The organism is Achromobacter sp. Marseille-Q0513, from assembly GCF_018195695.1.
Classification (GTDB): domain Bacteria; phylum Pseudomonadota; class Gammaproteobacteria; order Burkholderiales; family Burkholderiaceae_B; genus Achromobacter.
Genome location: NZ_JAGTJY010000203.1, coordinates 1 through 10,618 on the forward strand (window position 1 = coordinate 1; position 10,618 = coordinate 10,618).

Genomic DNA, 10,618 nt, shown 5'->3' on the forward strand with positions numbered 1-10,618 from the left:
GGGTATAGATCGCCGTCAGGACGTGGGTGTTGGCGTCCAGCAGTAGCTGGAGCGAGTTGTTTGCGTCCATGTCAGCCTCCTGCCCGGCGCTGCCGGCCGGTTCACTCATTTAGTAATTAAACGAAATATTAGGTCATATATTAACTCATGCCCATGACCACTGGCACCTTATGCAACGGCGTGCCCGCCAAAAGCCTTAGTGCCGTCCCTGTTTTTCCCTTGATCTGGGCCCGACGTCGCGCATTAGTTCGTAGGCAGGAGCGACAAGGCCGGCTCGGCGGCGCAGCATAGGGCCTCCTGCCCGACGCGCCTGCGCGCCGGGCGCCTTGCCGGATACCGCCGGAGTCCACCCATGGCGCCACGCATTCTTTCTGCCGCCCCGCGTGCCTTCCTGGCGCGCGCCGGCGGCTGGGCGGCGCTGCTGGTCCTGGCCGCCGGCGCCGCGCTGGCTCCGCGCGGCGCGGCGGCCATGGAGACCTACCGCTACAAGGACCCCCACGGCGTCTGGCGCAGCATGAAGGTGCCCAAGGGCTATGTCAGGCATGGCGCGCGGCCCTTGCCCCGGGTGGCCGTGCGCAGCGCGCCGCTGTGCCTGATGTGCGAGCCGGAGTCCGGACAGGGCGCGCGCCGGCCGGGCCTGATCATCTGGGCGTCGAGGCTGGCCCTGCCTTGGGACGGACCGCCGCCGGCCCTGCACGACGGGCTGATCGCGCAGGCGGCGCTGGATTCGGGCGTGGACCGGGCGCTGCTGACCGCGGTGATCGCGGTGGAGTCGGGATTCCGCAGCGATGCCCGCTCGCCCAAGGGCGCGCTGGGCCTGATGCAGCTGATGCCGGCGACCGCCGCCACGCTGCTGACGGTGGACAACATGGAACGGGCGCTGGTGGATCCGGCGACCAATGTGCGGCTGGGCTCGCGGCACTTGCGGCGCCTGCTGGACCAGTACCCGGGCAGGCTGGACCTGGCGCTGGCCGCCTACAACGCGGGCGAGGGCGCGGTCAGCAAGTACGACGGGGTGCCGCCGTATGCGGAAACGCAGCAGTACGTGAGAGCGGTGACGGCGCTCTACCAGCGCTACAAGGCGCCGTGAGCCGTGCCGCAATGCGCCGCCGTCCGACGCGGAGCGCGCCGGGCGGGGGATGCGTCTGGAAGGCGGGCGGCGCGCGGCCGCCCCGCGCGCTCACAGCGTCGCGAAGACCTTCTCGGCGATGTCCAGCGTGGCCGCGATGACGGCGTCGTCATGCGTGGCCGAGACGAAGCCGGCTTCGAACGCGGACGGCGCGAAATGCACGCCGTGGTCCAGCATGGCGTGGAAGAAGCGATTGAACCGCGCGGTGTCGCAGGCCGAGACTTCGGCGAAGGACGCGGGGATGCGCTCGCTGAAGTAGATGCCGAACATGCCGCCCACCGAGTCGGCCGAGAAGGCCAGGCCGGCGGCGCGGGCGCGCTCCTGCAGGCCCTGGGCCAGCTTGGCGGTCTGGGCCGACAGCTTTTCGTAGAACCCGGGCGCGGCGATCAGGCGCAGCGTGGCCAGGCCCGCTGCCACGGCCACCGGATTGCCCGACAGCGTGCCGGCCTGGTAGACGCCGCCCAGCGGGGCGATGTGCTTCATGATGTCGGCGCTGCCGCCGAAGGCGCCCACCGGCATGCCGCCGCCGATCACCTTGGCCAGCGTGGTCAGGTCGGGCTTGACGCCGGTCAGGCCCTGCACGCCTTGCGGGCCGACGCGGAAACCGGTCATCACTTCGTCGAAGATCAGCAGCGCGCCATGGGCCGTGCAGACCTCGCGCAGGCCTTCCAGGAAGCCCGCGGCCGGCTTGATCAGGTTCATGTTGCCGGCGACCGGCTCGACGATGATGCAGGCGATGTCCGCGCCGTGCTGGGCGAAGGCCTCGCGCACGGCGTCCAGGTTGTTGTATTCCAGGGTCAGCGTGTGCGCGACGAATTCGGGCGGCACGCCGGCCGAGCTGGGATTGCCGAAGGTCAGGAGGCCCGAGCCGGCCTTGACCAGCAGGCTGTCGGAATGGCCGTGGTAGCAGCCTTCGAACTTGACGATCTTGGCGCGTCCGGTGGCGCCGCGCGCCAGGCGGATGGCCGTCATGGTGGCCTCGGTGCCGGAGCTGACCAGGCGCACCTGTTCCAGCGACGGCAGGCGGGCGATCAGCGTTTCGGCCAGTTCGATCTCGGCCTCGGTGGGAGCGCCGAACGACAGGCCGTGGACGGCGGCTTCCTGCACCGCGCGCACGACCTCGGGATGCGAGTGGCCCAGGATGGCCGGACCCCAGGATCCCACGTAGTCGATGTACTGCTTGTCCTCGGCGTCCCAGACGTAGGGGCCTTGCGCGCGCTTGATGAACCGCGGCGTGCCGCCCACGGAGCGGAAGGCGCGCACGGGCGAGTTGACGCCGCCGGGGATGCTGCGGCAGGCGCGTTCGAAGAGCTGGGCGTTGCTGGACATGGCGGTCAGGGCTTGGATTTGGGGTTGATGGAATAGGGCGCGGCGCAGGCGGCCGCGGCGGCGCGCACGCTGGGCGCGGCGAACAGCGCGGTGATGACGGCGATCGAGTCGGCGCCGGCCTGGGCCACCAGGCGCGCGTTGTCGGGCGTGATGCCGCCGATGGCGACCACGGCGGGCCGGGGGCCGTCGAACGTCTCCACCAGCTTCCTGGCCTCGGTCAGCACCGACAGCGGCGCGCGCACGGTATCGGGCTTGACGGTGGACGCGAACATGGCGCCGAAGGCGATGTAGTCGGCGCCGGCGTCGAGCAGTTCGCGGGCGCGGTCTAGGTCGTCGTAGCTGGAGCCGCCCAGGATCAGGTCGGGGCCGGCCTCGGCGCGGATGCGCGCCAGGCTGTCGTCGTCGCGGCCCACGTGGGCGCCGTCGGCGCCGACGTCCAGCGCCAGCTTCCAGTCGTCGTTGATCAGGAATACCACGCCCAGCTCGCGGCACAGCGGCGCCAGCGCGCGCGCCTGGGCGGCGCGCTCGGCGTCGGGCACGTTCTTGCGGCGCAGTTGCAGCGCGCGCATGCCGCCCTCGGCGGCGGCGCGCACGGCCTGCAGCAGGCGTTCGGTGTCATCCCATTCGGGCGTCACGCCGTAAAGGCCGGCGGGAAAACGCAGGGCTTTCATTGCGGTTGGATCCGGTAGGGGATGCGCCGGCCCATGCCGGGCAGGAAGCTGGAGGCGACGGCGGCGTCGGCGTGGGCCAGGCCCTGACGCACGGCCTCGGGCATTTCCAGGCCGCGCGCCAGCATGGCGGTGATGGCCGTGGCGGCCAGGCCGCCGGCGTCACCGTTGCGATCGGGCGGCGCCTGCCAGGGATAGGTGCTGGTCTGGCCGCCGGGGCCGAGCAGCACGTTGGCGTAGTGGCCGGGCCGTTGCGGGCTGCCCAGCACCAGCACCCACTGGGCGCCGGCCGCCACCAGGGCGTGCATGGGAGTAGGTGCGTCCCCGATATCGATGTCGCCGTCGGCGTGCCACTGCGCCAGGCGCAGGTGCTCGATGACCAGCAGGTCGGTCTGCGGCAGCACCAGCTCCAGCGTGGCCGCCAGCAGATCGTCGGCGTCGTCCTCGTCGGCGGCGTCGGTCGGCGGCAGCTGGGCGCGCTGGCCCAGGTGCAGCACCAGCGGGACCTGGCTGTAGTCGGCGGCGATCTGCGCCGCCACGCTTGCCGTTTCGGCGGTGTATAGTCCGCCCACCTTGATGGCCTGCACGGACATGTCTTCGAGCAGGCAGCGCGCCTGATCGTCCAGCAAGTCTGGCGAAACGGGATGGATTTCCTCGATGCCGGCGGTGTCCTGCACGGTCAGGGCCGTGACCGCGGCGAGGCCGTGGCAGCCCAGGCGGGCGCAGGTGACGGCGTCTGCCGGCAAACCGTCGGCGCCCGAAGGATCGAGCGGACCGAGGACCAAAACGAGAGGGGGGGTAACGGGAGCCACGTGGACAGCGCTAGATCAAGGGCGCCCCGACCCGTTTGCGGAGAATCAGGGGAACCCCTATTGGGTTTCGGTAAGATTGTCCCCATTCTAATGGATGCACCCCGTCTTTGCCCTGCCCCCGCTGCGCGGGCAGTAACCGGGATTTGATGTAAGAGAGAGCTATGCGTACTTGGATGTGTCTGATTTGCGGCTGGGTCTACGATGAAGAGGCCGGCCTGCCCGACGAAGGGATCGCTCCCGGCACCCGCTGGGAAGACGTGCCGCCGAACTGGGTCTGTCCCGAATGCGGCGCGCGCAAAGAGGATTTCGAACTGATGGAAATCTGAATCCGCTCAAGCCGACATATTCCGCCAGGGCGAGCGGGACGGGGCGCGGCCCCGTCCTGGTCACTGCAAGAATGGTCTGCCGCCAAGCATGGGAGGGCCGCGTCAGCGGCCCGGCCCCGGGGTTTAATCAGACTACTAGGCTAGGGGTTGCCATGACGGAACAACACCACGAAGACACGACGACGCAGGCGGCCAATTTCGCCAACCAGTTCCTGATCGCCATGCCCGGCATGGTCGAGGGCAGCCTGGCGGGCTCCGTCATCTACATTTGCGAGCACACCGAGCGCGGCGCGCTGGGCCTGGTCATCAACCGGCCCACCGACCTGACGCTGGGCACGCTGTTCGAGCGCATCGACCTGGAGCTGGAAATCGGCCCGGTCAAGGACACGCTGGTCTTCTTCGGCGGTCCGGTGCAGACCGACCGTGGCTTCGTGCTGCACGCGCCGGCCGGCGACTACAGCTCCAGCATCAAGCTGGGCGATATGGCGCTGACCACCTCGCGCGATGTGCTGCAGGCCGTCGCCGACGGCAAGGGGCCGGCGCGCATGCTGGTCACGCTGGGCTACGCCGGCTGGGGCGCGGGCCAGCTCGAAAGCGAGATGGGCCAGAACGCCTGGCTGAGCGTGGGCGCCGACGATCACATCATCTTCGACGTGCCGCCCGAGGAACGCTATCCCGCCGCGCTCAAGCTGCTGGGCATCGATCCGGTGATGCTGGCGGGCGACGCGGGCCATGCCTGAAGAAACCCTGCTGGCCTTCGACTTCGGCGAGAAGAAGATCGGCGTGGCCATCGGCAACACGCTGACGCGCCACGCCCGGCCGCTGGAGATCATTCACGGTGAAGTGCGCGACGCGCGCTTCGCGCGCATCGAGGCGTTGCTGCGCGAATGGCAGCCGCAGCGCCTGGTCGTGGGCCTGGCGTTGACCGCAGACGGCGGCGAACAGCCGGCCACCGCGCGCTGCCGTCGCTTCGCCAATCAACTGAACGGCCGCTTCGGCATGGCGGTGGAGCTGGTCGACGAGCGCGGCTCCAGCATGGAGGCGCAGCGCCTGCTGGGCACGCACGCCGCCGACGACGCCATGGCCGCGGCCGTGATCCTGCAGCGCTATCTGGACGCCTTGCCCGCCTGACGCCGGCGCGACGCCCATGCTCAATCCGCAACTCGACCGCCGCGGCGAACTGATACACCTGCTCAGCACGGAAGGCCTGCCGCGCCGCCATGCCGAGCGGCTGCTGGAGACGGCGGCGGCGGCCGATGAACCCTCCTGGCCAGCGGCAGGCTACGGCCCGCTGCCGCCGGTGTTCCTGCGCCTGCCCGACACGCGTCGCGCCACGCGCGCGGCCTACTGGCGCGCCGCCGAACAGTTGCTGCTGCCCGTCACGGCGCTGGATCCCGCCGAGCCGCTGGCCGAAGCCGTGGCCGGCTTGCCGCCCGGCATCCTGGTGCTGGGCCATCCCGCCAGCGGCGCCGCGGTGTGGGCGGCGACGCACTGGGCCGCCACGCATGCGCGGGGCGGCGGCGCTGCCGCAGGCGGTCCTTTCGGAAACAGTCTCTTTGATGGCGGCTTCGATCACGCCGCCGCGCCGGGCCTGCGCGTCCTGAACGCGGGCGACGGCGTTCATGCCGATCCGCTGGCCGCGCTGGCGCTCTTGCGCGCCATCCTGCGCGCCAAGCCCGACCTGACGCGCCTGGTCGTCACGCTGGTGGGCGACGTGCGCCATTCGGGCCTGGCCCGTTCCCTGATCCATGCCCTCACCACGCTGGGAGTGCCCGAGCTGCGCGTGGCCGCGCCGCCGGCGTTGCTGCCCGAGGGCCTGCCGCAGCTGGGCGTATTTCCGTTCAGCGCGCTGGACGAGGGGCTGCGCGATGCCGACGTCATCATCCTGTTGCCGCTGAGCGCCGAGGCGGTCGCCGCCGGGCGACTGCCGTCGCCGCGCGACTACGCCGCCGGCTACCGGCTCAGCCCGCGGGCGCTGGCCCTGGCGCGGCCCGATGCGCTGCTGCTGTCCGCCGCCGGGCTTCAGGCCGGCATCGAAGCCGAGGCCACGTTCGACGCCGCGCTGGCGCGGGCCGGCCATGAGCGGGATGCGCTGGAGCACGGGCTGCGGCTGGCGGCGCTGCGCCTATTGGCGGACTCGCTGGGCCGCGCGCTGGCCCCGGGGAGCCGCGCATGAGGCTGCATATCGCCAATGGCAGGCTGATCGACCCCGCCGCCGGCGTGGACCGGCGGGCAGACCTGTACATCGTCGACGGCCAGGTGGCCGCCGTGGACGTCGCGCCAGCGGGATTCCGCGCCGATCGGCGCATCGAGGCCGACGGCCTGGCGGTGCTGCCGGGCCTGGTGGACCTGTGCGCGCGCGTGGCCAATCCCGATGCTTCGCCGTCGCAGGATGCGCAGCGCGCCGCGCTGGCGGGCGGCGTGACCCGGCTGGTGCAGCCGCCCGATGGCGGCGTCATGCTGGACGATCCCGCGCGGGCGCATGCCTTCTTGAATGCACTGTCGGCCGGACCGTGCCGCATCCACGCCGTGGGCGCGCTGACGCCGGGCCTGCGCGGCGAGGCCCTGGCCGAACTGCGCCTGCTGGCCCAGGCGGGCTGCCTGGCGTTCGGGCAGGGCGAGGCTGGCCTGAGTGATACCCGCCTGCTATGGAACGCCATGCGCTACGCCGCCGGCGTCGGCCTGGCCTTGTGGCTGCGGCCGCAGGATCCCTGGCTGGCGCGCGGCGCCTCTGCGGCCGGCGGCGCTTATGCGGCGCGGCTGGGCCTGGAAGGCCTGCCGGACCTGGCTGAAACGGTGGCCCTGCAAACATTGTTCGAATTGCAGCGCGACACCGGTGCGCGCGTGCACCTGTCGCGCCTGTCCAGCGCCGCCGGCCTGGCGCTGGTGCGCGCGGCCAAGCGCGAGGGACTGCCCGTCAGCTGCGACGTGTCGGCCAATCACCTGCACCTGACCGACGTGGACATCGGATTCTTCGATGCTCGCTACCGCCTGCAACCGCCGCTGCGCGGCCAGCGCGATCGCGACGCCATCCGCGCCGGGCTGGCCGACGGCACCGTCGATGCGCTGTGTTCGGACCATACGGCGGTGACGGCGGCCGGTAAGGCCGCGCCCTACGCCGAGGCCCAGCCCGGCGCGTCCGGACTGGCCACGCTGCTGCCGCTGACGCTGAAATGGGCGCGCGACCAGCGCGTGCCGCTGGCCGAGGCGCTGGCGCGGGTGACCAGCGGCCCGGCGGCCGTGCTGCGCGCCGTGGCGCCGCAAGCGCCGGGCGGCACGGCCCTGGCCGGCACCCTGACCCCGGGCGCGCCCGCCGATCTGTGCCTGGTCGACCTGGACGCGGAACAGGCGCCGGATTCCGCAATGCTGCCTTGTGGCAGCGCCCTCAGCCCGTTCGCGGGTATGATGCTGCCCGGCCGCGTACGCGTCACCGTGGTGGGTGGCAGCCTGGCCTGGGAGACTCCTGCTTGAAGCTGCTGCGCTTTGTCCTTCGGCTTTTCCTCGTCCTGCCGTGGATCGTGTTCGGCCTGCTTTGCGTGGGCCTGGTGTATCCGTGGCTCAGACCGAAATCGCGCGCCTGGCTCAACCGCAGCTGGTCGCGCTTCCTCATGGCCGCCTGTGGCGTGCGGGTCGTCTTCCGGGGCGAACCGCGCATGACCGGTCCCGTGCTGCTGGTGGCCAACCACGTGTCGTGGATCGATATCTTCGTGCTGAACTCGGCGCGCGCCACGTCCTTCGTGGCCAAGAGCGAGATCCGCAGCTGGCCCGTCATCGGCTGGCTGGTGGCCGGCGCCGGCACGCTGTTCATCGAACGCGGCCAGCGCCACGCGGTGCATGCGATGGGCGAGTCCATGCAGGCGCGTTTCCGCCAGGGCGATGCGGTGGGCCTGTTTCCCGAAGGCACGACCAGCGAGGGCTTCGAGCTGCGTCCGTTCCACGCCAGCCTGTTCGAGCCGGCCCGCGCGGCCGCCGTCGAGATCCAGCCCGTGGCCCTGCGTTTCCTGCAGCACGGCCAGCGCAGCGGTTTCGCTGCCTTCGTCGGCGACGAAAGCCTGGTGGCCAACCTGTGGCGCGTCATGGGCACCACCGGCCTGTCCGTCGAAGTTGCGTTCCTGCCGCCGCTGGCGACCCGCAACGCGGACGGCAGCCTGCCGACGCGGCTGGAGCTGTCGCACCAGGCGCGCGACGCGATTCAGCGGGCGCTGTAGTTATCGGGGGTGAGCGCCGCCGGACCCGTCGTCGGGCCGGCAGGCATGCCTCATTCGGCGTTCGGATCCTGGAAGCGCGAGCACTTCACCTGCACCAGCTTGCGGTCCTGCAGGCGCAGCGCGGTCAGCGCGCCGCCCCAGACGCAGCCGGTGTCCAGGCATATCACGTCCGGGCGCAGCAGCAGGCCCAGCGTGGACCAATGGCCGAAGACGGTAGTGACGTCGCGCGTGGCGCGATTGGGCACGTCGAACCAGGGCATCAGGTTGGGCGGCCAGGCGCCGGGCGCGACCTTGGTGGCGAATTCCATGTGGCCGTTGGGCGTGCACAGGCGGATGCGGGTCAGCGCGTTGATGATGACGCGCATGCGCTTGCCGCCCGTGTGGTCTTCCTTCCAGGTGGCCGGCTCGTTGCCGTACATCTTCTGCAGCGCCTTCTGCCAGTTCGGCCCGCGCAGCGCGTCCTGAACCTCGCCGGCCAGCGCCAGGGTCTTGGCCACGTCCCATTTCGCCAGCGTGCCGGCGTGGACCATCAGGTGGTTCTGCTCGAAATGCGCGAGCGGGCGGAAGCGCAGCCAGTCGATCAGGGCGGCGGCGTCGGGCGCGCGGAGGATGTCTTCCAGCGTGTCGGACTTGGACGGCTTGCGCACGCCGGCGGCCGCGGCCAGCAGGTGCAGGTCGTGGTTGCCGAGCACGGCGGTGACGCGGTCGCCCAGATCGATGATGCGGCGCAGGGTGGCCAGCGATTCCGGGCCGCGATTGACCAGGTCGCCGGCGAACCAGAGGCGCGAGTGCGGATCGCCCGCCAGCTCGGGATGGGACAGCAAGCGATCCAGCGGCGAGCAGCAACCCTGCACGTCGCCGATCATCCAGATACTGCCGTTCATGCGGGACTCTTGCTCCAGGGCCAGCGTTGTTGGAAGAACCGCGCCAAGGCGTGGCGGTATTCCATGTAGGACATGGCGCCGAAGGCGAGGATCATGGCCCCGATGTTCGGGCCCAAGGCGGTCAGCCAGGGCGGCCACTTGCCCAACATGCCCACGTTCAATGCCAGCTGGTTAAGCATGAAGAAGCCCACGCCCAGCAGGATGCCGATGAAGACTTTCGCGCCCACGCCGCCCCGGCGCGTCTGCATCAGGCCGATGGGGGCGGCGATGGTGATCATGACCAGCAGCGTGAACGGATACGCCAGTTTGCGCCACAGGGCCACGACCTGTCGACCATATTGAAGCTGGTTGTTGCGCAAATAATCCACATAGTCGAGCAGCGTCACGATGGACATGCGCTCGGGCGTCAGCACGCGGGCGATCAGGCGCTCGGCGCTCAGCGTGGTGTCGATGGTGCGCTCGGGCACCTTGACCACGGCGGCCGGCGGATTCTTGGGCGGGCGGGCGTTGGCCAGCGCGTCGGCGGCCTCGTCGTCCAGGCGCGTCTCGGACACGTCCTTGAGCACCAGGTCGCCATGGGAGAACACGCCAACGGGCGCCGTCGACAGCACCGACAGCGTCAGGTTCTTCTTGAACTCGTACAGCGTGACGTTGGCCACCTGGCCGTCGCCCTTCAGGTCGCCGATGTTGATGATGCGGGTGCCGCCGTTGGCAGTGGGTTCCTTGAACCAGTAGCCGCTGTTCAGGCGGTCGCCGCCGGCCTTGCCGCGCAGGGCCAGGTTGGCTTCGCCGGATTTCATCTCGGCCCAGGGCGTGACGTATTCGGACAGCAGCGCCGCGCCGATCATCAGCGGGATGGTGACGATCCAAAGCATGCGCAGCAGGCGCATGCCGCTGACCCCGGACACGCGCAGGATCACCAGTTCGTTGCGTTGCGCCAGGCCGGCCAGCGCCAGGATGGCGCCGATCAGCAGGCCGATGGGCAGCAGGTCGTAGAGGCGGGTGGGAAGGGCCAGCGCCTGCATGTAGAGCAGCGCCATCATCGTGAACTTCTCGCCCACGTTGTCCAGGTCGTCCACCATCGCGAAGAACGTGAAAAGGCCCAGCAGGGCCAAAAGGACCACAGCGCAGGAGCGATAGATTTCGCGGGCCAGGTAGCGACGGGCGGTACGCATGAAAAAGGACGGTCTGAGGAAAGCGCGTAAACGTGAAAGCTTAACAAATCCGGCTGCCCGACATGGGGGGCGGCGCCGGAAATATTT

General features: G+C 70.4%; 12 protein-coding genes. 7 read left to right on the top strand and 5 right to left on the bottom strand.

What is annotated here, in order from left to right; genetic code table 11:
- Window positions 1-352 precede the first annotated feature (352 nt).
- Window positions 353-1,090: a lytic transglycosylase domain-containing protein gene (locus KDH83_RS26655; protein ID WP_212321231.1), complete on the top strand. Its 738-nt coding sequence runs from the start codon at window positions 353-355 to the stop codon at window positions 1,088-1,090.
- 90 nt (window positions 1,091-1,180) lie between these two features.
- On the opposite strand, the gene hemL is transcribed toward KDH83_RS26655, so the two are convergent.
- Genes hemL through KDH83_RS26670 form a run of 3 tightly spaced genes read right to left on the bottom strand, consistent with a single transcriptional unit; the run spans window position 1,181 to window position 3,938 of the window.
- Complete coding sequence (gene hemL / locus KDH83_RS26660; RefSeq protein WP_212321233.1) at window positions 1,181-2,458, bottom strand: glutamate-1-semialdehyde 2,1-aminomutase; 1,278 nt, start codon at window positions 2,456-2,458, stop codon at window positions 1,181-1,183.
- 5 nt (window positions 2,459-2,463) lie between these two features.
- Window positions 2,464-3,129, bottom strand: coding sequence for a thiamine phosphate synthase (gene thiE / locus KDH83_RS26665; RefSeq protein ID WP_212321235.1), 666 nt, complete (start codon window positions 3,127-3,129; stop codon window positions 2,464-2,466).
- Window positions 3,126-3,938 carry a hydroxymethylpyrimidine/phosphomethylpyrimidine kinase gene (locus KDH83_RS26670; protein ID WP_103272318.1) on the bottom strand — a complete coding sequence of 271 codons (813 nt, stop codon included), beginning with the start codon at window positions 3,936-3,938 and terminating at the stop codon, window positions 3,126-3,128. Before KDH83_RS26670 ends, thiE begins: the two co-directional genes overlap by 4 nt.
- A gap of 161 nt (window positions 3,939-4,099) precedes the next feature.
- Here KDH83_RS26670 and KDH83_RS26675 point away from each other — a divergent pair, with 161 nt between their 5' ends.
- The 6 genes from KDH83_RS26675 to KDH83_RS26700 all read left to right on the top strand — a co-directional run bounded on the left by KDH83_RS26675 (window position 4,100) and on the right by KDH83_RS26700 (window position 8,472).
- A complete protein-coding gene (locus KDH83_RS26675) occupies window positions 4,100-4,264 on the top strand; it encodes a rubredoxin (RefSeq protein ID WP_003814980.1) in 165 nt (54 codons plus the stop codon).
- Window positions 4,265-4,416: 152 nt separating this feature from the next.
- Window positions 4,417-5,004 (top strand): YqgE/AlgH family protein, encoded by a 588-nt coding sequence (locus KDH83_RS26680; RefSeq protein WP_212321237.1) that lies wholly within the window; start codon window positions 4,417-4,419, stop codon window positions 5,002-5,004.
- Window positions 4,997-5,395, top strand: coding sequence for a Holliday junction resolvase RuvX (gene ruvX, locus KDH83_RS26685; RefSeq protein WP_103272320.1), 399 nt, complete (start codon window positions 4,997-4,999; stop codon window positions 5,393-5,395). The genes KDH83_RS26680 and ruvX overlap by 8 nt, the downstream gene beginning before the upstream one ends.
- Before the next feature lie 16 nt (window positions 5,396-5,411).
- Window positions 5,412-6,440 carry an aspartate carbamoyltransferase gene (locus KDH83_RS26690; protein WP_212321239.1) on the top strand — a complete coding sequence of 343 codons (1,029 nt, stop codon included), beginning with the start codon at window positions 5,412-5,414 and terminating at the stop codon, window positions 6,438-6,440.
- Complete coding sequence (locus tag KDH83_RS26695) at window positions 6,437-7,735, top strand: dihydroorotase (protein ID WP_212321241.1); 1,299 nt, start codon at window positions 6,437-6,439, stop codon at window positions 7,733-7,735. Before KDH83_RS26690 ends, KDH83_RS26695 begins: the two co-directional genes overlap by 4 nt.
- Complete coding sequence (locus tag KDH83_RS26700) at window positions 7,732-8,472, top strand: lysophospholipid acyltransferase family protein (protein WP_212321250.1); 741 nt, start codon at window positions 7,732-7,734, stop codon at window positions 8,470-8,472. The genes KDH83_RS26695 and KDH83_RS26700 overlap by 4 nt, the downstream gene beginning before the upstream one ends.
- 50 nt (window positions 8,473-8,522) lie before the next feature.
- Here KDH83_RS26700 and KDH83_RS26705 read toward each other — a convergent pair whose 3' ends face one another.
- Together KDH83_RS26705 and lptG are read right to left on the bottom strand one after the other, a co-directional pair.
- The gene (locus KDH83_RS26705) at window positions 8,523-9,356 is read right to left on the bottom strand and encodes a symmetrical bis(5'-nucleosyl)-tetraphosphatase (RefSeq protein ID WP_212321251.1); all 834 of its coding nucleotides are present in this window, start codon (window positions 9,354-9,356) and stop codon (window positions 8,523-8,525) included.
- Window positions 9,353-10,531: an LPS export ABC transporter permease LptG gene (lptG, locus tag KDH83_RS26710; RefSeq protein WP_212321252.1), complete on the bottom strand. Its 1,179-nt coding sequence runs from the start codon at window positions 10,529-10,531 to the stop codon at window positions 9,353-9,355. Before lptG ends, KDH83_RS26705 begins: the two co-directional genes overlap by 4 nt.
- Window positions 10,532-10,618: the final 87 nt, after the last annotated feature.

What these genes read in the sequence shown, in the direction of transcription:
- KDH83_RS26690 (WP_212321239.1), top strand. Translation starts at nt 5,412, where the DNA reads ATGCTCAATCCGCAACTCGACCGCCGCGGCGAACTGATACACCTGCTC.
- ruvX (WP_103272320.1), top strand. Translation starts at nt 4,997, where the DNA reads ATGCCTGAAGAAACCCTGCTGGCCTTCGACTTCGGCGAGAAGAAGATC.
- KDH83_RS26680 (WP_212321237.1), top strand. Translation starts at nt 4,417, where the DNA reads ATGACGGAACAACACCACGAAGACACGACGACGCAGGCGGCCAATTTC.
- KDH83_RS26705 (WP_212321251.1), bottom strand. Translation starts at nt 9,356, where the DNA reads ATGAACGGCAGTATCTGGATGATCGGCGACGTGCAGGGTTGCTGCTCG.
- KDH83_RS26695 (WP_212321241.1), top strand. Translation starts at nt 6,437, where the DNA reads ATGAGGCTGCATATCGCCAATGGCAGGCTGATCGACCCCGCCGCCGGC.
- lptG (WP_212321252.1), bottom strand. Translation starts at nt 10,531, where the DNA reads ATGCGTACCGCCCGTCGCTACCTGGCCCGCGAAATCTATCGCTCCTGC.
- hemL (WP_212321233.1), bottom strand. Translation starts at nt 2,458, where the DNA reads ATGTCCAGCAACGCCCAGCTCTTCGAACGCGCCTGCCGCAGCATCCCC.
- KDH83_RS26675 (WP_003814980.1), top strand. Translation starts at nt 4,100, where the DNA reads ATGCGTACTTGGATGTGTCTGATTTGCGGCTGGGTCTACGATGAAGAG.
- KDH83_RS26655 (WP_212321231.1), top strand. Translation starts at nt 353, where the DNA reads ATGGCGCCACGCATTCTTTCTGCCGCCCCGCGTGCCTTCCTGGCGCGC.
- thiE (WP_212321235.1), bottom strand. Translation starts at nt 3,129, where the DNA reads ATGAAAGCCCTGCGTTTTCCCGCCGGCCTTTACGGCGTGACGCCCGAA.